Genomic DNA, 20,486 nt, shown 5'->3' on the forward strand with positions numbered 1-20,486 from the left:
TGGGTTAATACATACCTTTTACATCAAAAAGGCTAGGCATCCGGGCGGATGCTGAGAGGCGTTGACGTTGTTGCCAAGCCGATCGTCCGTCTTTCACAGAGCGGCAGCATGGCCATCCGTTGAATGGGTTTTGTAAGGGAGCCCCCATCATCCTGTCGGTCGCAACGGGCTCTTCCCCGCGAGGGAGCAGAGCGTTGTCAGGATCGCACGAACATCGAGGACATGGTCTGCATGGTAGATAAGACGAGACCTGCGCAGTCACGCTTGGGGCTGGCCGCGACGGTGGCCTTCGCAATCCTGCTCGCAGGCGTCGGCACCCTGGGCTGGCGCTGGTACAGCTACGTCACGGCCGGACAAATGCCCTATGACGAGGTTGGCATCGAAGTGAACCGCCGCCTGCCAGAGTCGCTGCGGTCGTGGGGCTGCGAGCGCATCAAAGAACGCTTCCCGCGCTCGGTGCCACCCTATGGCTGCCAGCCCGGACAGATCTGATGGGTATCGAATCTCGTCTGTTATCGACTGTCTGCGAGTTGAACAGCCTGTTCGAGTAGAGGACAGACGAAGGCCAAGATGTGGGGATCCGCGAGCGCGCTGGAATACCATTCGTCATCCTTGACGAGTCGGCGGAAGCGCGTGCCTCCGGCGCGGGAGCGTTCCACCGCCCGCCTGCAAAGCAGGTCGTGACTTGGCCACCTGAACCGAGTGGCTCAGCGCTGCTCGCTTGCCTTCCTACTAACGGGCGGACAAGTCGCGGACCGCAAGGCAGGAGCCTTGCTCCTCGATCGTTCGCCCCGGTGCCGGATCCTGCTCGGCGATAAAGGCTACGACAGCGATGCCATTCGCCGGCAGATCGAAGTGACAGGAGCCGCCCCCAACATCCCGCCAAAGTCCAACCGGCGCTGGAAGCCCTGATTCTCGCCGGTCCTCTACCAGGGCCGCAACGCCGTCGAGCGCAACAAGGAATTCCGTCGCAGCGCCACGCGATACGACGGGTCTGCAGCCCACTAACTCAAAGCTGCCTGCATCGCTGCAACCATCAGCTATTGGTTATGAGTCCAAATCCTAATTCGTCGAAAAATTGGCGCACCCGACACGATTCGAACGTGTGACCTTTGCCTTCGGAGGGCAACGCTCTATCCAGCTGAGCTACGGGTGCTGACCGTGGATGACACCTAACCCAAGCCGTGGCCCCGCGCAACGGTGTCGGCGGTCAAAGCGGCGTTTCGCCATGCGAGACTTGGATCGCCATCCGGAGCAGCGTTGGGCGCGTACGTCCATGCATCTCATCGGCCACCGATACGCCGGCATGGTCCGATCCTCGACGAACCTCTCCCGTAATGGAACCGGGGTTCAGTTGGCGCCGCGCACGAAGGCGTAGCGACCGACCGTGGCGGCTTCTCCGCGATAGCGCACGCCTTCGGCATGGGCTGGGGGTGTCTCAGCGCGGTCGAGGGCTTTGGTCGTGAGATCCACCCGGTGATCGGGATAGCGTGGGGTCAGGGCGAGCAAGGAATGCCTCAGGCGAGCCAGTTCGACCCGCAATGCGGCGTTCTCGCGTTCGATCTGCCCGAGATGGGCGACGCCTGCCGGCGGTAGACCGCCGAGGCGGCGACGCCAGCGGTAGAACGTGCCGATGGAGATATGAGCCGTCTCGCAGATGGCCGAAATGGGAGTGCCATTCTCGGCTTCCCTGAGGAGAAAGGCGACCTCCTGATCGGTGTGTCGGCATCGACGCATGTGTAGACCTTCGCGATCGAAGATGGGGTTTGGCTTCGAGCAAGATTCACCAGCAAGAAGCGCACCGTGGAATGGCAGGTCAGGCCGGCGAATAGCTGACGGCGCAAATGCGAATTTTGACGTTTTGCATCGGATCCAGCCCATGTTGCAGGCGGTCCGATGACCTTTTGCGCATCCCAGGGGGACCATGCAGCCTATTTGACCTTCCGTTCAGTCCTGAGGAATTGGAAACTTCGGGTCGTATCGGGGGAGGTTCGAAGCCCATGGTCGATGTCACGAGGCGTCATTTCATCGGGACCGCGGCGGCGCTCGCCGCCCCCGCAATCATCCGTCCGGCCTGGGCAGCCGACACGGTCAAGCTCGGATGCTTGTTCTCCTCCTCGGGCACGATGGCCAATATCGAAGGCCGCCTGAACCATGTGGTGCGCATGGCGGCCGATGGAATCAACGCCAAGGGCGGCGTCAACGGACGCCGGATCGAGGTGGTGACCTCGGACCCGGCCTCGGATTGGCCGCTCTACGCCCAGATCGGCCGGCAGATGCTGCAGCAGGAGAAGGTCGCCGCCCTGTTCGGCTGCTGGACCTCGGTCTCGCGCAAGTCGGTCCTGCCGGTGGTGGAGCAAAATGACGGGCTGTTGTTCTATCCTCTTCACTTCGAAGGCGACGAGAATTCGAAGAACGTCGTCTATGTGAATTCACCGCCGGCGAGCTCGGTGCTGCCTGCGGTGGATTACCTGATGGGTGCCGAGGGCGTCGGGGCCAAACGCTTCTTCATGATAGGCTCCGATTACGTCTGGCCGCGCACGATCAACAAGCAACTCAAGGCCTATTGGGCATCGAAGGGGGTGGCGGCGACGGCCTGGCGCGAGGAATACGTGCCCCTGGGTTTCTCCAACTTCCAGACCCTGGTGAACCAGATCCGCAGCTTCGCCGCCGAGCCCGGCGGGCAACCGATCGTCGTGCTCACGGTGGTGGGCTCGTCGATTCCGGATTTCCTGCGCGAATTCGCCAACCAGGGCATCCGGGCCACCGACGTGCCGATCCTCGGCCTCGACATGGTGGAGGCCGATCTCGAAGGGCTGGATACGGCGCCTCTCGTCGGCCACCTGAATTGCTGGGCCTATCTCCAGGCGGCGAAGGCGGAGGCCAATACCCGGTTCCTTGCGGATTGGACCGCTTACGTGAAGGCCAAATCGGTGCCCTTCAGCGCCGACACCGTCATCGATCCGATGGTCTCGGCCTATGACAGCGTTCAGCTCTGGGCCCTGGCGGCGGCGAAGGCCGGGAGCTTCGACGTGCCCGAAGTGCGCAAGGCCTTCGCCGGCCTGAGCTTCGCCGATCCCTCCGGCTACACCCTGACGATGACGGGAGAGAACAACTACGTCGCCCGCGGCGTCTTCATCGGCTCGGTCAACGAGAAGCAGGGCTTCGACATCCTTTGGCAATCGCCCGACGCCCCCAAACCCGTGCCGTTCAGCCCATATGGTTGAGAGCCTGAAATCCTGGCTCTGCGGCGCGATCCTGCTCGTCGCCGGTCTGATGCAGCCGGCCTTCGGAGCGTCGCCTAGCTTCGAGCGCGCGGGCTTCGCCGTCGGCCTGTGCGGTGACGGGGCCGCGCAGAGCCGGGTGCTCGATGCGCTGATCCGGTCGAGCGGCGAGATGACGGTCGAGGATCTCGCTTTCACCGGCATCCTGCTGGGCGGCTTGATTGAGAGACGCCTCGTCTGCCTCGGCGATACGGCTGTTCTGCTCGAGAAGGCCGGGGCACCGGACGGGCGCGAGGTTGTGAGCGGCGGCGTTCGTTCCACGAATGGCGGACGCTCGCCGGTGCTCGGCCTCCGGCAGCGCGGCCTCGTGGAGACCGCCCTCGGCATCTCGACCCTCATCGCGGGCGAGACGGTGGAGCTTCGACGGAAGGGGTTGGCAGCCGTCGAGCGGCGCATGGCGGGCGTCCCCGATGCCGTGCTGGTGCGGGCGCAGGACAACGAGAGCGATGCCGGATTAAAGACGGCAATCGGCGTGGCGGCACAGGGAGCGGCTTTGTCCTCGCCCGATCCGGCGCGTCGCCTGGCGGCGATCCGGGCGGTGGCCGAGGCTCCCTCGGGTGCTGCCTTCTCACGGCTCTCCGCCCTGAAGAGTGATCCGGCCTATCGCGCCGACCCCGCCTTCCGTGCGACTTTGGAGGTCGCGATCGCCAAGGTCGAACGCGCTGTGTGGATCGGCAACGGCCTCGCGCTCCTCTACAACGGCTTAAGCTTCGCCAGCATCCTGTTCATGGCCGCCGCGGGACTGGCGATCATTTTCGGACTGATGGGCGTGATCAACCTCGCCCAGGGCGAGTTCATCATGGTCGGCGCCTATGCGGCCTATGCCGTGCAGGAGGCGTTCCGCCGCTTCGCTCCGGGCTTCCTCGACCTCTACCTCCTCGCGGCGATCCCCGTCGCCTTCCTCGCCGCCGCCATGGTGGGGATCGTCATCGAAGCGCTGATCCTGCGCCACCTCTATCGTCGACCGTTGATGAGCCTGCTCGCCACCTGGGCCGTGAGCCTGTTCCTCATCAATTTCGTGCGCGTGGTCTTCGGATCGCAGAACCTGCAATTCGCCATGCCGTCCTACGTGAGCGGCGGCGTGCCCCTCTATGCCGATTTCATCGTGACCTGGAACCGGCTCTTCGCCATCGCCTTTGCGGCGATCACCCTGGTGCTGACGCTCCTGATCCTGAAGCGCTCGCCGCTCGGCCTCGACATCCGTGCGGTGACGCAGAATCGCGACATGGCGGCCTGTCTCGGCATCCGTACCCGCCGGGTCGACCGCCTCGCCTTCGGCTTCGGCTCGGGACTGGCGGGGCTCGCCGGTGTGGCTCTCTGCCCGATCTACAGCGTCAATCCGGGCATGGGCGCGACCTTCATCGTCGACAGTTTCATGGTGGTGGTGCTCGGTGGCGTCGGTACCGTCATCGGCACCCTCGTGGCGGCCCTCGGCATCGGCGGGGCCAACGTCCTGATCGAGCCGTTCTACGGCGCGGTCGCCGCCAAGGTCATCGTGCTCGTGGGCATCATCCTCTTCCTCCAGCGCCGGCCCGAAGGGCTGTTCGCCGTCAGGCGTCGGCGATGAGCGAGGCCGTGGAACCCTCGCCGATGACACCATCTCAGCCCATGACACGATCTCGGCCCATGCCGGCGTCCCGTTGGCGTCTTCCGGCTTTGGGGGGAGATCCCTTGCTGGCGGCGGTGATCGGTCTCGTCCTCGCCGGCGCGCTCGCGATCCTTGTGCTGCACCCCGCCCCCTACCTCGTCAACATGGTCGGCCAACTCGCGGCCTTCGCGATCCTCGCCGTTTCCCTCGATCTGGTCTGGGGCTATCTCGGCATTCTCAGCCTGGGGCATGGCCTGTTCTTCGCCATCGGCGGCTATGTCTGCGCGATGCACCTGCTCTCCCACGCCTATGCCGTCACCGGCGTGGCGCCGGACCTGATGCAGTTCATGGGTTGGAAGACCCTGCCGCTCTATTGGTCCGGTCTCGCGAGCGCGCCGTATGCCTTGGTCGTGGCCCTGGTCCTGTCGGCCGCCATCGCTTTCCTGTTCGGCTATGCCTCGTTCCGCTCGCGGGTGAACGGCGTCTACTTCTCGATCATCAGTCAGGCCCTGGTCTATGTCGCCATGCTGCTGATGTTCCGCAACGATACCGGTCTCGGCGGGAATAACGGCATGACCGGATTCCCGCTCCTGTTCGGCTATCCCATCGGCGCGCCCGGCATGGTCACGGGCCTGACCGTGGCGACGCTGCTGGCCCTGGCACTGATCCTCGTGGGCACGCGTGCCCTTGTGGTCGGCCGTATCGGCCGGCGCATGCTGGCCTGCCGCGACGACGAGGCCCGCCTGCGCACCCTCGGCTACAGTACGACGCGCCTGAAGCTCGGGATCTGGTGCCTCTCCGCGACGGTCGCCGCCATCGCCGGGATCCTCTACGTGCCTCAGGTCGGCATCATCAACCCGCGCGTGCTGAGCCCCGATCTCTCCATCGAGATCGCAGTCTGGGTCGCCATCGGCGGGATGGGAAGGCTCGGCGGCGCGGTGATCGGCGCCGTGGCGGTCAACGCCCTCAAGTTCTGGCTGAGCGCCGCGATGCCGGAGGCGTGGCCCTTCATCCTGTCGGGGCTCGTCCTCGTCGTGGTGCTGGGGCTGCCGAACGGCCTCCTCGACCTCGCGGCCCTGCGCCTGAAACCGACCTGGCTGCGGCGCGGCGGGAGGCTCGGATGAGCGCCCTGACCATCGAGAACCTGAGCGTCGTGTTCGGGCGGTTCCGCGCCCTGGACGAGCTGTCGCTGGCCATCGATCCCGGTGAGGTCCGGGCGGTGATCGGTCCGAACGGCGCCGGCAAGACCACCCTTCTCGACGCCATCACGGGCATCGCCAAACCGACCTCGGGCCGCATCATGCTCGGCGACGACCTCGACCTGACCCGCCGCTCGGAGGCCGAGATCGCCCGTGCGGGCGTGCGTCGCAAGTTCCAGAAGCCCAGCGTCTTTCCCGCCCTGACCGTGCGCGAAAACCTCGAGATCGGCTGTGGCCTCGACTGCCCGATCTCCGAGCGATCCGACCGCATCGCGGTATCCCTCGCCGAGACCGGGTTGGAGACGCGTGCGGACACCCTCGCCGGTTCCCTGGCGCACGGGGAGAAGCAATGGTTGGAGATCGGCATGGTCCTGGCTTCGCAGCCGAAGCTGGTCCTCCTCGACGAGCCGGTGGCAGGATTGTCCGATGCCGAGACTGCACGCACCGCCGATCTCATCCGATCCCTGCGCCGGCCCGACCGAGCCATCCTGGTGATCGAGCACGACATGGCTTTCGTGGAGGCGATCGCCGACCGGGTGACCGTGCTTCACGAGGGCCGCACCCTGTTCGAGGGCGGAATGGCCGGCGCGCGCGCCGATTCACGGGTCATCGAGGTGTTCCTCGGCCGATGAGCGACGTGTCCCCCTCCCTGTCGCCGGTTCCGCTCGGCTTGTCCGTCACCGGCCTCGACCAGCATTACGGCAGCGCGCAAGTCCTGCGGAACGTCGACCTGTCCATCGAGCCGGGTTCCTGCCTGGCGGTGCTGGGCCGCAACGGCGCCGGCAAGACGACGCTGTTGCGCTGTCTTGCCGGCCTGATTCCGGTGAGCCGTGGCTGCATCATCCTCGGCGAGACCGACATCACCGACATGTCTCCCGACCGGCGGGCGCGGGCGGGCCTCGCCATCGTGCCGCAAGGGCGCGAGATCTTCGCCGACCTCTCTGTGGCCGAGAACCTGCGTGTCGCCGCCCGGGCACACGGGCTGGACCGCACCGACGCCGTGGATGAAGCGGTCGCCTTGTTCCCGGCCCTGCGCGACCTGTGGAACCGGCCCGGCGGCAATCTCTCGGGCGGTCAGCAGCAGCAACTCGCCATTGCCCGCGCGCTGAGCACCCGCCCCCGTCTCATCCTCCTCGACGAGCCCACGGAAGGCATCCAACCCTCCATCGTCTCGGCGATCGAGACCGTGATCGAAGAGCTCAAAGGCCGGATCACCGTGCTCCTCGTGGAGCAATATCTCGAATTCGCGGTTCGCCTCGCCGATTCCTTCGTCGTGCTCTCGCGCGGCAACGTGGTCGAACGGGGCACGCGCGAGACCTTGGACCACGCCACCCTGTCCCGGCACATCGCTGTCTGACCAGCCGCCATCAGACCTTTGGAAGGATCCCTCATGTCGACGCATCACGAGATTCCCGCGACCCCCGACACGATGGTGCTCGGCTATTTCGACGCCGCTTTGCCGCCGGTCCTGGAGGTCGAATCCGGCGACACCGTCACGCTCCATTCGTTTCCGGCCGGCGGCAAGGAATCGCTCCATCCCGATCCGGCCCGGGTGCCGGCCGATTACCTCGCCGCCCTCGATACCCTCGCCTCCGGCCCCGGGCCGCATTTCGTCACCGGTCCGGTCCATGTCCGCGGGGCGGAACCCGGCGACGTGCTCCAAGTCGACATCCTCGATCTGAAGTTCCGCATGGATTGGGGCTTCGTGGCGATCCTTCCGCTGCTCGGCACCCTGCCGGACGAGTTCACCGACTACGAGACGATTCATCCCGACATCGACGTCGCCCGCGGCGTCGCGATCCTGCCCTGGGGCGCCGAGTTGCCCCTCGATCCGTTCTTCGGAATCATGGGCACGGCGCCTCCCGCAGCCTGGGGAAGGGTCGGTTCTCCGGTTCCCCGCGCCTTCGGCGGGAACATGGACAACAAGGAACTCAAGGTCGGCACGTCGCTGTATCTGCCAGTCTTCAATCCGGGCGCGGGCTTCTATGCCGGCGACGGCCACGGCGTGCAGGGTGACGGCGAGGTCTGCATCACCGCTCTCGAGACCGGCCTATCGGGGACCTTTCGGCTGACCGTGCGCAAGGATCTCGGCTATGCGTGGCCGTTTGCCGAGACCCCGACCGATCTCATGACGATCGGCCTGCATGAAAGCCTCGACGAGGCCATGCGCCAGGCGGTACGCGAGATGGTCCGCCATGTCTGCGCACGCAGCAGCCTGACCCGCAATCAGGCCTACATGCTGTGCTCGCTCGCCGGGAACCTCCGGATCACGCAAACGGTCGACGGCAACAAGGGGGTGCACATGCTGCTGCCCAAGAGCGCCCTGGCAGGACCTGCCTGAGCCGGGACGCCCCCGGAGCTCATCGGACCGATCGGCCGGTCCCTCGATACGAAATGCTCCGGACATGGGGTGGGTCGCATATATCCGGGCGCTCGCTCGAACGAGTTTAGGGCGATGCCTGCCCGCAGGATGTGTTTGAAAAGACGGAACCCATCCCGTCCTTCGTAGGACTGCCGACGAAGCCCTACCCTTCGACCACATCCGCCTTGTGCGGGCGGAGTTCCGGAGCGCCCTGGTCGATCTCGGCCTCGACCGGGGCCGTGCGGCTCTCCACGCGGGTGCTGTCGACGAAGATGCGGGCTTCGCCTTCCTTTAGCCCGAGGCTGCGCAGGGCGTAGAGCGTCATGCCGAAGGCCAGTTCGCGCTCGGCCATGAGGACGAGGCCGACGCCCTGTTCCTCGAAATAGTGCCGCTCGCCATCGTTATGGGTGCGCACCAGCGTGTCGATGCCGGGATTGGCCTCGCGGGCGAGTTCGACGAGGCGGCGCGCCGTATGAGGCTCGGGCGATGCGATCACGATGAGCTTCGCCTGGCCGATATCGGCGGCTTCGAGGATACCCGGCGCCGTGGCGTCCCCGAACACCGCTTCGACACCGTCCTTGCGCAGGTCGAGGACGCGGCGGCGGTCGCGGTCGATCACCAGATAGGGAAGGTCCCAGGTGGCGAAGGCCTTGGCGATGGTGCTTCCGACACGGCCATAGCCGATGACGATGGCATGCCCGCGGTGAGGCTTCGCCTCCTCGGTCACCGCCATCGCCGCAGCGCCGCGACGCTCGAACCGGGCCGCGAGCTCCGGCCGCTCGGCGAAGAAGCGCGTCGCCCGCTCCGCCAGGACGAAGAAGAGCGGGTTGAGCGTGATCGACAGGATCGCGCCGCCGAGGATGAGATCGCGTCCTTCCGTAGGCAAGAGCTTCAGCGACAATCCGAGGCTGACGAGGATGAAGGAGAACTCGCCGATCTGCGCGAGACTGGCCGCGATGGTGAGCGCGGTGCCGATGGGATGCTTGAAGGCCAGCACGATGGCCACGGCGGCGAGCGATTTGCCGAGGAGGATGATGCCGAGGACGGCGAGCACCGAAAGCGGCTCGCGCAAGAGGATGCCCGGATCGAACAACATGCCCACGGAGACGAAGAACAGCACCGCGAACGCATCCTGCAGCGGCAGGGAATCGGCCGCCGCCTGGTGGCTGAGGTCGGATTCGGCCAGCACCATGCCGGCGAAGAATGCGCCGAGCGCGAAGGAGACCCCGAAGAGCTCCGCCGATCCGAAGGCGATGCCCAGCGCCAAAGCGAGGACAGCGAGGGTGAAGAGTTCGCGCGAGCCGGTGCGGGCCGCCTGATCGAGGAGCCAGGGCACGACGCGGCGTCCTCCCACCAGCATCACCAGGGCGAATACCGCGACCTTGGCCAACGTCAGGGCCAGGGTGAGCCAGATGTTGCCGTCGGCGACATGGTGGGCCGCGCCGTCGCCGGTTCCCCCGAGGGATGGTGCGAGGGCGGGTAGCAGGACCAGGGCGAGGACCATCGCCAGATCCTCGACGATGAGCCACCCCACCGCGATGCGGCCCTTGTCGCTGTCGAGGAGCCGACGCTCCTCCAGGGCACGCAGCAGCACCACGGTGCTCGCCACCGAGAGGGCCAAACCGAAGACGAGGCCCGCGCCGATGCCCCAGCCCCAGAGATGCGCCAGCAGCCCACCCATGGCGGTGGCGGCCACGATCTGCACGATCGCGCCCGGCAGGGCGATGGTGCGCACCGCCATCAGGTCCTTGATCGAGAAATGCAGGCCGACCCCGAACATCAGCAGGATCACGCCGATTTCGGCCAGCTGGCTGGCGAGCTGGCTGTTGCCGACGAAGCCGGGTGTGTACGGCCCAACCAGAACCCCGGCCAGGAGATAGCCGACGAGGGGAGGAAGCCGCAGGCGTTGGGCCAGCATCCCACAGGCGAAGGCCAGGACGAGACCGAGGGCGATGATGGCAATCAGCTCTGTCGCGTGCGGCACGGGGCTGTCGTGTCCTCGTTTGGAAGATTTCGCGAAAACGGTGAGGGCAACGGCTGCCAAGGGCAAGCGCCGAATGGCGCTAGATAACCGCAGACGGGTTGACAGTCCGTGCCTGAGAGCACGCACCGTGCCGGACAGCGCGTCTGCGGCTCTCTCTCACCGACTTCGTCCGCTGAAAGACGGTCGGCGACCGTGCATGAAACTCTCTGGGCGGCGGAAGGTTGTCGCAGGGAATTGAATTCACTTTCCGATCTACAGGACGAACCGCCGATGGCCGAACCACATCATGACCCGGCGGGAGCGGGGGGCGCTGGGCAATCCGGCTCCACCCTGTGGACGCTGGGACTCGTGACCGCGCTTGTCGGTCTCGTTGTCCTGCCGCGGAAGGGCACGCGGCCATCCCCGTCCGGGTCATCGTTGGACAGGTCTCCCTCCGCCCCGCGCACGAGCGAGCCCTCCCCCTCCCATGAGGGAAGGGACGCCAGGAACGTCGCCAGGACGGAGACCGAACGCGGGCGGCAGGCGTCGACACCGTCCGAAATCCCCGCCAAGGGCTGGAAGGATATCGGTCTTCGGGTTTTCCACGATATCGGCGAGAACAACCTCGTCTCGGTGGCCGCCGGCGTGACCTTCTACGTTCTGCTGGCGATCTTCCCCGCCATTGCCGCCCTGGTCGCCTGCTACGGTCTGGTGGCGGAGGTATCGACGATCAACGATCACCTGCAGAACCTCCAGGGCGTGATCCCGTCCGGTGCTCTCGACATCATCGGCGAACAGGTGAAGCGCATCGCTGAGAAGGGTGACACCACCCTGGGTCTCACTTTCTTCACCGGTCTCGCCCTGTCGATCTGGAGCGCCAATGGCGGGATGAAAGCGGTCTTCCAGGCCCTCAACATCGTCTACGAGGAGCGCGAGACCCGGAACTTCTTCTGGCTCAACCTGCGCTCGCTCACCTTCACGGCGGGGGCGCTGCTCTTCATCGTGCTGGCCCTGGTGGGCATCGTCGTGGTGCCGGCGGTGATCAACGTCGTCGGTCTCAGCGCGGAGGCCTGGTACATCTCGCTCCTGCGCTGGCCGGTGCTGCTGCTCGCGGTGCTGGCCGGCCTCGCTGTGCTCTATCGCTACGGTCCGAGCCGCGACGCGCCGCGCTGGCGCTGGGTGACCTGGGGCAGCGCCATCGCGGGCGTGCTCTGGCTCGCGGGGTCGCTGGGCTTTTCTTGGTACGTCTCGAATTTCGGCAAGTACAACGAGACCTACGGCTCCCTCGGCGCGGTCGTGGGCTTCATGACCTGGATCTGGATCTCGACGACCATCGTCCTCGTCGGCGCCGAGATCAATGCGGAGATGGAGCACCAGACCGAGGCCGATACCACTATCGGACACGAGGAGCCCTTGGGAACTCGCGACGCCCGCATGGCGGATACGGTGGGCGCCGCGAGTTGAGTTCCGCTCAGCCCTTGTAGCTGATCCGGTAGATGATGCCGTGCTGGTCGTCGCCGAGGAAAAGGCTTCCATCCTTGGCGACCGCCAGACCGAAGGGCCGGGCGAAACGCGACCAGCCGCTCGGGCCGCCCTCGGTGAGGAAGCCCGATACGAAGGGGGTAATCGTCGTCGGTAGGCCCTTTTCGAAATGCACGCGCAGGACTTCGTAGCCGCTCGGCGGTTTACGGTTCCACGAGCCATGCATGGTGACGAAGGCATCGCCTTTGTACTCGGCCGGGAACTGCCCGCCGTCGTAGAAGGCGAACTGCATCGAGGAGGCGTGCGCCGTCCAAGTGAGAAGCGGCCGCTCGCTGTCCTTGTCCCACTGCTCCAGCGAGCTTTTCGGGACCTCACGGTAGAGGTTCTTGATCCCGGCACCGAAGATGTAGGGCCAGCCGTACTTCTTGCCCGGCTCGATCCGGTTCAGTTCCTCCGGCGTTGCGTCGTTCCCGAGCCAGTCGACGCCGTCATCCCAGCCATAGAGCGCCTTCGTCCCGGGCTCCCAGGCGAAACCGATGGTGTTGCGCAGGCCAGAAGCGACGATCTCCCGGCCCGACCCATCCGGCTTCATCCGCACCATCGTGGCGTTCTCGGGGTTGCGCTCCTCGCATTCGTTGCAGGTGGAACCGAGGCTGGCATAGAGCCAGCCGTCCGGCCCGAAGCCGATGGTGCGGTTCGGATGCTGGCCGGCATCGGGAAGGTCGGCGACGAGCCTCGTCTCGGGGCCGAGACTGCCATCGGCCTTCATCGGCGCGGAGAAGATCTCTTTCACCGTCACGTAGAACAGAGTGCCGTCATGGATGGCGAGCCCGTGCACATCCGGCTTCTTCAGGACGACTTGGCGCTTGGCCGCGTCGGTCGCGTCAATGCGGGTGACCGTGCCGGCGTCGCGGTCGCTGACATAGAGCGCCCCGTCCGGCGCCACGACGATGACCCGGGGCGCGCCGAGATCGCGGGCGAAGGCCTCGATCTTGAACCCTGCGGGGAGTTTCAGAGCGGCGATCCGCTCCGGTGTCGCCTCCAGCGGCGCGGCCTTCACCACATGGGCCTCGATCGTCGCCGTGCCGGGGTTCTGCAGCGACTGGGCAAAGGCCGGGAGCGGGGCGGCGGAGAGGACGAGGGTCAGGGCGAGGCAGGTCGAGCGGCGGACCGGGATCATGCGGCGGGAATCCGAAACTGTGGAGGACGAGGCTGAAACGCGGTCTTGGAATCCGCCGTTCCGGCACGCGACACTTCCACCCGGCCCTTCAGCGCGCCCGCGATTTGAAGTAGTGTCGCCGAATGGATCGCGGCATCGCCATCGGAATTCTTCGAGAGAACGAGGCGGAGCTACGCCTACGCGGCGTCCGTCATGCTGCGCTGTTCGGGTCGACGGCGCGGGGAGAGGCGATCGGTTCAAGCGACGTCGACGTCATGGTCGTTCTCGACCGAGAGACCATTCGTGACGTCTTCGATTATGTGGGCTTGGTGCACTTCATCGAGGAGCTCTTCCCGGTCGCAGTGGACGTCGCCAGCCGTGATGCTCTGAAACCGCATATCCGTCTGCGGGCCGAACGAGATGCCGTTCATGCGTTCTGAACGCGTCCGCGATGCGATCATCGACATCATCGACATCATCGACAATATCGACGCCGCTCAGCACTTCACGGCTGGAATGACGTTCGAGACGTTCATGGCTGACCAACGTACGGTCTACGCTGTCATCCGCTGTCTCGAGATCATCTCCGAGGCCAGTCGCCGCCTCGATCCGGAAACGAAGCTGCGCAACCCGCACATTCCCTGGCAATCGATCGCCAATGTCGGCAACGTCTATCGACATCCCTATCACAAGGTAGAGCTGGATCTGGTCTGGGCTGCCGTTCAAGAACGGCTCGGCGAAGTACGTCATGCCTGCATCGCCGAACGCGACGCTTTTTCTGCCTCCTGAGCGCGCTCGCTCTCGTCTCCTGAACTTGGCCTTTTTCTCACGATGAACGCTGTCTCTCCATCCGCCCCCGTCGGCCCCGGCGATCAGATCATTCTGGTGGACGGATCGTCGTTCATTTTCCGGGCCTACTTCCAGTCGATCAACCAAGACCAGAAGTACAACACTCGGCCCTCGGATGGGCTGCCCACGGGGGCGGTCCGGCTGTTCTGCACCAAGATTGCCCAGTTCGTTCAGGACGGGGCAGCGGGGATCAAGCCGACGCATCTGGCCATCGTGTTCGACAAGTCGGAGGGCTCGTTCCGCAAGGAGCTCTTCCCCGACTACAAGGGCCACCGCCCCGACGCGCCGGACGACCTCAAGCGTCAGATGCCGCTGATGCGCGAGGCCGTACGCGCCTTCGGCCTCCAACCCATCGAGCTGGAGCGCTACGAGGCCGACGACCTCATCGCCACCTATTCGCGCCAGGCCGAGGCGCGCGGGGCCGGCGTCATCATCGTCTCCTCCGACAAGGACCTGATGCAGCTGGTGGGGCCGCTGGTGCGGTTCTACGATTTCGAATCCGGCGTGAAGGGCAAGCCCGGGCATAGGCCCGAGCGCAACCTCGACCTCGACGCCATCATCGCCAAATGGGAAGGCCTGCAGCCGAACCAGATCGGCGACGCCCTGGCGCTCATCGGCGACACGTCCGACAACGTACCCGGCGTCCCCGGCATCGGCCTCAAGACGGCCGCCGCCCTGATCAAGGAATACGGCAGCCTCGACGCGCTGTTGGAACGAGCGGGCGAGATCAAGCAGCCCAAGCGCCGCGAGACCCTTCTCGCCAGTATCGACCAGGCGAAGCTTTCGCGGAGGCTGGTGGCGCTGGAAGAGAACGTGCCGCTCCCCATCGCCCTCGACGACCTGCGCCTGCCAGCGCCCGACCCCGAGAAGCTCGTCGGCTTCCTCAAGGCGATGGAGTTCAACACCCTGACCCGCCGCATCGCCTCGATGCTGCATGTGGACCCCGAGAAGGTGAAGCCCGATCCGGCCCTGCTGCCGGGGTCGGACGGAGCCGACGCGCCCCCGTTCGAGGCCGCGGCACAAGGCGGCGAGGTCGATCCCTTTGCCGACCTGAACCTGCCGGAAGGCGAAGCGAAGCCGCGCGGCTCATCCGAGCCGACGCCCTCCGGCCTCGTCGCCCTGCGCGCGGCCGAGGCGACGAACCCCATCGACACGACGGGTTACGAGACCATCACCAGCCTCGGCCAATTGGAGGCCTGGATCGCCGAGGCACGCGAGGCCGGAGTGGTGGCGGTGGATACCGAGACCGACTCCCTCGACGCGAACAACGCCAACCTCGTCGGCGTCTCCCTGGCGGTGGCGCCGGGGCGGGCAGCCTACATCCCCCTCGCTCATCTGGAACCGGTGGCTGCATCCGAGGCGAGCGACCTGTTCGGCGATGCCAAGGCGGCCACGGGGCAGTTCAGCCCCGTCGGCGGCCAGATCCCGATCGATGCCGCCCTGACGGCCTTGAAGCCGCTCCTCGAAGATCCGGGCGTCCTCAAGGTCGGCCAGAACATCAAGTACGACTGGCTGGTGTTCCGGCGTCAGACCGTCGCCATCGAGATTGCGCCGTTCGATGACACGATGCTGATCTCCTACGTGCTCGATGCCGGCAAGGGCGGGCACAGTATGGACGAACTCGCCCGCCGCCATCTCGGCCACCAGCCGATCACCTTCTCGGACGTCGCCGGCACCGGCAAGGCGAAGGTCACCTTCGACAGGGTGCCCCTGGACAAGGCCACCGCCTACGCCGCCGAGGATGCGGACGTGACCCTGCGCCTGTGGCGGATGATGAAGCCGCGGCTCGTCGCCGAGCGCCGGGTGACGGTCTACGAGACCCTGGAACGCCCCCTCATCCCGGTCATCGCCCGGATGGAAGCGGCGGGAATCCGCGTCGACCGCAACATGCTGAGCCGGCTCTCCGGCGATTTCTCGCAGATCCTCGTGCGGCTGGAGGAGGAGATCCAGGAGGATGCCGGCGAGCGCTTCCAGGTCTCGTCGCCGAAGCAGATCGGCGACATCCTGTTCGGCAAGATGGGCCTGCCCGGCGCCAAGAAGACGCCGTCCGGCCAGTGGGCGACGCCCGCCACCCTGCTGGAGGAACTGGCTCAGGCAGGGCACGAACTGCCCAAAAAGATCTTGGAATGGCGCCAGCTCGCCAAGCTGAAATCCACCTACACGGATTCGCTGCAGCAGCATGCCGACCGCGAGACGGACCGGGTCCACACCTCGTTCTCCCTGGCGGCCACCACCACCGGCCGGCTCTCCTCCTCGGAGCCGAACCTGCAGAACATCCCGATCCGCACCGAGGAGGGCCGGCGCATCCGCCGCGCCTTCGTGGCGCCGGAGGGCAGGAAGCTCATCTCGGCCGATTACAGCCAGATCGAACTGCGCATCCTCGCCCACATCGCCGATATCCCGCAGCTGCGCCAAGCCTTCGAGGACGGCGTCGACATCCATGCCGCCACCGCCAGTGCCATGTTCGGCGTGCCCTTGAAGGACATGACCTCGGACCTGCGCCGGCGCGCCAAGACGATCAATTTCGGCATCATCTACGGCATCTCGGCTTTCGGGCTCGCCGACCGCCTCGGCATCGGCCGCGAGGAGGCCTCGGCCTTCATCAAGCAGTATTTCGAGCGCTTCCCCGGGATCCGTGCCTATATCGACGACACCAAGAAGCTCTGCCGCGACCTCGGCTACGTCACCACCCTGTTCGGCCGCGTCTGCCACTATCCGCAGATCCGCTCGAACAACCCGAACGAGCGGGCGAGCGTGGAGCGCCAGGCGATCAACGCCCCGATCCAGGGCTCGGCCGCCGACATCATCCGCCGGGCCATGGTCCGGATGGAGCAGGCGCTGCGGGCGGAAAAACTCAACGTGACCATGCTGCTGCAGGTGCACGACGAACTGGTATTCGAAGCACCCGAGGACGAGGTGGAGAAGGCGCTGCCGGTGATCCGCCGGGTGATGGTCGAGGCGCCCGCACCCGCGCTGACCCTGCGCGTGCCGCTGGTGGTGGAGGCGCAGGCGGCGGGGAACTGGGAGGAGGCGCATTGAACGTTGTGCTGCTCTCTCACCTTATTCCAAGGCGGAGCCCTCCAGTTCGTGCGGTGGATTCTGGGACTCTCCTTCTAGGCCGCTTCGCGGTGCCTCAGGACGAGGTGATCGGGTAGGAGGGTGAACGATAGCCATGTCACAAATAGGTGAAGCATGCCGCACCGCACCGCACCACAGCCATGCCCTCCAAGCAGGAACCGCCACGTTAACGAAACGTTCATGCCGGACGAAACGGTCTTTCAACCAAACGCCGTAAAGGCGTGTGAGGACAACCTCCGCCATGATCAACACCAAGCTTCTCGCCGCCCTCGGCTTCACCGTCGCGGCGATCACGACCCCGGCGCTCGCGCAGGAGCCCCTCGGTATCCGCGTCGCGCCCCAGTTCGACGCCAACGCCCCCGAGGCCCGCGACACTTCCTCGTTCCGCGCCGCCGCCCTGCGCTCGGATGCTGTCAGCATCGAGTCGAGCCGCATCGCCCTCGAGCGCTCGCGCAACCCGAACGTCCGCAACTACGCCAAGAACGTGCTGGTCGAGCGTGAGGCCACCACCAAGGCGCTTCTGCCCGAGGGCACCTCGCTGACCGCCGGCGGCACCGTCGTCTCCGACAGCCAGCCCTTCGAGACCCGCTTCGACAACCCGGTCGGCGTCGTCCTCGCCCCGGTGACGATCTCGGCCACCATCGCGTCACGGATCGTCGGCGGCGTGCTCGGTGGCGTCGGCCTCGTCGACAACACCCCCGGTGAGCCCGGCCGCCGCGTCGCCATCGGCCCGGACGGTCAGGCCCGGATCGACCGCCTGAAGAATGCCCGCACCGGCCGTGAATTCGACCGTACCTTCGTGCAGCAGCAGGCCCGTTCGGATGCCCGCACCCTCGGCCTTTACGAGTCCTACTCACGCAACGGCGACAACGCACAGGGCCGTGAATTCGCCAACCAGGCGCTGCCCTACATCGCCAACCAGCACGGCCACTCGGCCGTCCTCGCCGACCGCATCGGCGGCTGAGCCATCGCCCCGTGAAACAGGAAAGGGCCGCCCGGTGGGGCGGCCCTTTTCGTTTGCGCCCAATCCACCCTCTCCCCTCTGCGGGAGAGGGTGCCTGCGGAGCAGGCGGGAGAGGGGGCGACCTCTCCGGATACGGCGCTCCCCTCTCCCGACCCTGGCTGAAGCGAGGGCCACCCTCCCCCGCATAGGGGGGAGGGAAAGCGTTCTGTCACACCGTCTGCTGGCCGACCTCGTCCTCGGGACGCGTGCCCCGGCGTCGGCGAGCGCCGCGCTCTAAAAGCGACCGGCCGATGGCACGGAACGGCGCGGTGAGGCGGCGGGCATCGTCGGCGCGTTCCATGAAACGCTCGCCGTTGCGGATCTCCTTGTCGAGGCGGGCCATGGTGCGGGCGAGGGCCGGGTCGTCATCGTCGAGCCACACCTCGACGGTGCGGGCAAAGGCGATGACCACGCCCTGCAGCTTCAGCCGGCCCAGAGGCCCCTCGGTGTTGATGCCGGCCGCAGCCAGCATGAAGCGGTGCGAGTTCAGCGCCACGCCGTTCAGCGCGACGAGAGAGAGCGGATCGCCGCGCAGCGCGTAGGAGATCCGGCGCAGGGCGTCCTTGTAGGGGGTCATCGCATCGAGGCGGCGCATCAGCACGTCGAACAGACGCTCGCGGGTGGGCTCCTCGGCGAGGTCGGAGGAATCGCCTTCCAGCACCTTGCGGTCGATGATCCGCGAAAGGCCACCGAGCACCGCGCCCTTGGAGGGGAACAGGTCGCGGAATTCGGCGAGGGACAGGCCGGCCTCGCGGGCGATGTCGCCGATTTCGATGTCGTTCCAGGGCTGGACGGCGGCGAGCCGCATCAGCGCCTCGACGGCAGCCTCACGCGGGGAGTGCTGCGGGGCGGCGACGGCGATGTCGGTCCCAGCGGTCTCGTTGCCGCCGGTCTCATTACCACCCTCGGGCTTCGCACCTGTGGTGTTTGCCATGGTCGTTCGATCCTCGTGTCTGTTCCCTATCATGTAGGTTGTGCAGGCGGATCGGTTAGGGGGCGGCTCAGCCGGAGAGCTCGCCTGCCCGCAGCTTCGCGGCGGCGACCGCTTCGCGCATCAGGTCCGGCACGCCGCCCTCGCGCATCAGCACCGAGAGAGCCGCCGCGGTGGTGCCGCCCGGTGATGTCACGTCGCGCCGCAACTGTCCCGCATCGTGAGGGCTGGTGGACAGGAGCGCCCCGGCCCCTGACACCGTGGCGCGGGCAAGCCGTGCCGACATGTCGGCCGGCAGCCCAGCCGCCACACCCGCCTCGGCCATCACCTCCGCCAGGAGGAAAACATAGGCCGGGCCGGAACCGGATAAAGCCGTCAGCGTGTCGATCAGCGCCTCGTCGTCGAGCCATTCCACAGCGCCGACGGCCTTGAGCAAGGCATCGGCCTGGTCGCGCTGATCCGGGGAGACGTTGGCATTCGCCACCGCGCCGGTGACCCCGCGGCCGATGCTCGCCGGAAGGTTCGGCATCGCCCGGACGATGGCGCGCGCGGAGGGCAGGCGGCCCTGCAGGTCGCCGATGGTCTTGCCCGCCAGGATAGAGACGACGAGCGTATGGGGTGCGATCATCCCATAGAGGAGGCCGGCCGCGCCCTCCAACCCCTGCGGCTTGATGGCGAGGATCAGCGCATCGTTGGCCGGGACGTCACTCGGGTTCAGGGCGATGCCATGGCTCTCGCAGAGCCTCACCATCTCGGGCGAGGCCTGCGGATCGACGACGCATGTCCTGGCGGCATCGAGTCCGCCCGCGAGCCAGCCCGCCAGCATCGCGCCACCCATCTTGCCCGCCCCAACCAGGGTGAGGGAGGCGGGCAGGGCGGAGGAAGATGGAATGCTCACGCCTCGCCTTCGGTCTCGAACAAGACCGCATCCAGGGATTCACGGGCGGACTTGCCCGCCCAGAGCACGAACTGGAACGCCTGATAGTAGCGCTCGCAGGCATCCACGGCGGATTTCAGCATCATCGCGCACTGGCTCTGGGTCGGCGCGGCACCGTCGGTGAGCAGCAGAGAATGCCGGAACATCACCACGCTGTCGGTGGACCACAGGTCGAAATGACCGACCCAGAGCTGCTCGTTGACGAGGGAGATGAGGGTGAGGATCTCGGTGCGGCGGTGAGCCGGCACCTTCAAGTCGAAGGCGCTGGCCACATGGAGGGCCTCCACATCCTCGATCCAGGTGAAGGCGACGTGATAGTCGGACCAGCGGCCGGCCACGGCCACCGACATCTCGTCGGTCTCGGCCCGGTCGAAGATCCAATCGCGAAGGGAAGCGAGCCGCTCGACGATGTCGAGGGGGTGCTCGTTCCGGTCGAGGCCTTCGATGTGAAGTTGGGTCATAGCGGTCCAGCTAGGCGTCCCGAGAGGGGCGCCGATAATGGTGAACGACAATCAATCCCCTTCCGGATTTCCCATCCCCAAGCTGAATCCGCGCACAGGCAAGACACAGCGTGATCGAGGGGAAGCTTAAGGGTCGAAGGTCGGGTCCGGGGGCGAAGCGAATCAGTGCCTCACTCACTATAGACCGTGG

General features: G+C 66.3%; 18 protein-coding genes, 1 tRNA gene and 2 pseudogenes. 13 read left to right on the forward strand and 8 right to left on the reverse strand.

From position 1 onward, the window contains the following. Window positions 1-231 precede the first annotated feature (231 nt). Window positions 232-492, forward strand: a complete 261-nt coding sequence (locus IPV08_RS04650) for a hypothetical protein (RefSeq protein WP_207410948.1) — start codon at window positions 232-234, stop codon at window positions 490-492. Window positions 493-512: 20 nt separating this feature from the next. On the opposite strand, the pseudogene IPV08_RS24435 reads toward IPV08_RS04650, so the two are convergent. After that, window positions 513-677: pseudogene (locus IPV08_RS24435) on the reverse strand (IS5/IS1182 family transposase); the annotation flags it as partial. Between the two features lie 43 nt (window positions 678-720). Between IPV08_RS24435 and IPV08_RS04655 the strand changes: the two are divergent. Then, a pseudogene (locus IPV08_RS04655) lies at window positions 721-1,008 on the forward strand (transposase); the annotation flags it as partial. Between the two features lie 71 nt (window positions 1,009-1,079). Here IPV08_RS04655 and IPV08_RS04660 read toward each other — a convergent pair. Together IPV08_RS04660 and IPV08_RS04665 are read right to left on the reverse strand one after the other, a co-directional pair. Next, window positions 1,080-1,156 (reverse strand) — tRNA-Arg (locus tag IPV08_RS04660). A gap of 194 nt (window positions 1,157-1,350) precedes the next feature. Next, window positions 1,351-1,737, reverse strand: coding sequence for a transposase (locus IPV08_RS04665; protein ID WP_207410949.1), 387 nt, complete (start codon window positions 1,735-1,737; stop codon window positions 1,351-1,353). A gap of 263 nt (window positions 1,738-2,000) precedes the next feature. On the opposite strand from IPV08_RS04665, the gene IPV08_RS04670 reads away from it, so the two are divergent. The 6 genes from IPV08_RS04670 to IPV08_RS04695 are packed head-to-tail and all read left to right on the forward strand — an operon-like array spanning window position 2,001 to window position 8,412. Continuing rightward, complete coding sequence (locus IPV08_RS04670; RefSeq protein ID WP_207410950.1) at window positions 2,001-3,227, forward strand: transporter substrate-binding protein; 1,227 nt, start codon at window positions 2,001-2,003, stop codon at window positions 3,225-3,227. Then, complete coding sequence (gene urtB / locus IPV08_RS04675) at window positions 3,220-4,851, forward strand: urea ABC transporter permease subunit UrtB (RefSeq protein WP_207410951.1); 1,632 nt, start codon at window positions 3,220-3,222, stop codon at window positions 4,849-4,851. Before IPV08_RS04670 ends, urtB begins: the two co-directional genes overlap by 8 nt. Before the next feature lie 59 nt (window positions 4,852-4,910). Continuing rightward, the gene (gene urtC, locus IPV08_RS04680) at window positions 4,911-5,996 is read left to right on the forward strand and encodes an urea ABC transporter permease subunit UrtC (RefSeq protein WP_246747785.1); all 1,086 of its coding nucleotides are present in this window, start codon (window positions 4,911-4,913) and stop codon (window positions 5,994-5,996) included. Further along, window positions 5,993-6,703, forward strand: a complete 711-nt coding sequence (locus tag IPV08_RS04685) for an ATP-binding cassette domain-containing protein (RefSeq protein WP_207410953.1) — start codon at window positions 5,993-5,995, stop codon at window positions 6,701-6,703. The genes urtC and IPV08_RS04685 overlap by 4 nt, the downstream gene beginning before the upstream one ends. After that, entirely contained in the window at window positions 6,700-7,428 is a 729-nt protein-coding gene (gene urtE, locus IPV08_RS04690) for an urea ABC transporter ATP-binding subunit UrtE (protein WP_207410954.1), read from the forward strand. Before IPV08_RS04685 ends, urtE begins: the two co-directional genes overlap by 4 nt. Before the next feature lie 33 nt (window positions 7,429-7,461). Then, on the forward strand, window positions 7,462-8,412 hold the full coding sequence (locus IPV08_RS04695) for an acetamidase/formamidase family protein (protein ID WP_207410955.1): 951 nt from the start codon (window positions 7,462-7,464) through the stop codon (window positions 8,410-8,412). A gap of 184 nt (window positions 8,413-8,596) precedes the next feature. Here IPV08_RS04695 and ybaL read toward each other — a convergent pair whose 3' ends face one another. Further along, complete coding sequence (gene ybaL / locus IPV08_RS04700; RefSeq protein WP_056428206.1) at window positions 8,597-10,417, reverse strand: YbaL family putative K(+) efflux transporter; 1,821 nt, start codon at window positions 10,415-10,417, stop codon at window positions 8,597-8,599. Between the two features lie 270 nt (window positions 10,418-10,687). On the opposite strand from ybaL, the gene IPV08_RS04705 reads away from it, so the two are divergent. Beyond that, window positions 10,688-11,860, forward strand: a complete 1,173-nt coding sequence (locus IPV08_RS04705) for a YihY/virulence factor BrkB family protein (RefSeq protein ID WP_207410956.1) — start codon at window positions 10,688-10,690, stop codon at window positions 11,858-11,860. Window positions 11,861-11,867: 7 nt separating this feature from the next. Here the strand turns inward: IPV08_RS04705 and IPV08_RS04710 are convergent, their stop codons facing one another. Beyond that, the gene (locus IPV08_RS04710) at window positions 11,868-13,058 is read right to left on the reverse strand and encodes a PQQ-dependent sugar dehydrogenase (protein ID WP_207410957.1); all 1,191 of its coding nucleotides are present in this window, start codon (window positions 13,056-13,058) and stop codon (window positions 11,868-11,870) included. Window positions 13,059-13,180: 122 nt separating this feature from the next. On the opposite strand from IPV08_RS04710, the gene IPV08_RS04715 reads away from it, so the two are divergent. From IPV08_RS04715 to IPV08_RS04730, 4 genes are all read left to right on the forward strand, one after another. Further along, window positions 13,181-13,477, forward strand: coding sequence for a nucleotidyltransferase domain-containing protein (locus IPV08_RS04715; protein ID WP_207410958.1), 297 nt, complete (start codon window positions 13,181-13,183; stop codon window positions 13,475-13,477). Next, window positions 13,467-13,826: a HepT-like ribonuclease domain-containing protein gene (locus IPV08_RS04720; protein ID WP_207410959.1), complete on the forward strand. Its 360-nt coding sequence runs from the start codon at window positions 13,467-13,469 to the stop codon at window positions 13,824-13,826. The genes IPV08_RS04715 and IPV08_RS04720 overlap by 11 nt, the downstream gene beginning before the upstream one ends. A gap of 42 nt (window positions 13,827-13,868) precedes the next feature. Next, the gene (gene polA / locus IPV08_RS04725) at window positions 13,869-16,925 is read left to right on the forward strand and encodes a DNA polymerase I (RefSeq protein ID WP_207410960.1); all 3,057 of its coding nucleotides are present in this window, start codon (window positions 13,869-13,871) and stop codon (window positions 16,923-16,925) included. Window positions 16,926-17,205: 280 nt separating this feature from the next. Next, window positions 17,206-17,928: a DUF4142 domain-containing protein gene (locus tag IPV08_RS04730; protein WP_207410961.1), complete on the forward strand. Its 723-nt coding sequence runs from the start codon at window positions 17,206-17,208 to the stop codon at window positions 17,926-17,928. 208 nt (window positions 17,929-18,136) lie between these two features. Here the strand turns inward: IPV08_RS04730 and IPV08_RS04735 are convergent, their stop codons facing one another. The 3 genes from IPV08_RS04735 to IPV08_RS04745 all read right to left on the reverse strand — a co-directional run bounded on the left by IPV08_RS04735 (window position 18,137) and on the right by IPV08_RS04745 (window position 20,296). Beyond that, entirely contained in the window at window positions 18,137-18,901 is a 765-nt protein-coding gene (locus tag IPV08_RS04735; protein ID WP_207410962.1) for a TetR/AcrR family transcriptional regulator, read from the reverse strand. Window positions 18,902-18,968: 67 nt separating this feature from the next. Beyond that, window positions 18,969-19,796, reverse strand: a complete 828-nt coding sequence (gene proC, locus IPV08_RS04740) for a pyrroline-5-carboxylate reductase (protein WP_207410963.1) — start codon at window positions 19,794-19,796, stop codon at window positions 18,969-18,971. Then, window positions 19,793-20,296 carry a YbjN domain-containing protein gene (locus IPV08_RS04745; RefSeq protein WP_018045511.1) on the reverse strand — a complete coding sequence of 168 codons (504 nt, stop codon included), beginning with the start codon at window positions 20,294-20,296 and terminating at the stop codon, window positions 19,793-19,795. Before IPV08_RS04745 ends, proC begins: the two co-directional genes overlap by 4 nt. Window positions 20,297-20,486 lie beyond the last annotated feature (190 nt).

The organism is Methylobacterium sp. SD274 (assembly GCF_017355285.1).
In the GTDB taxonomy this organism is placed as follows: Bacteria; Pseudomonadota; Alphaproteobacteria; order Rhizobiales; family Beijerinckiaceae; genus Methylobacterium.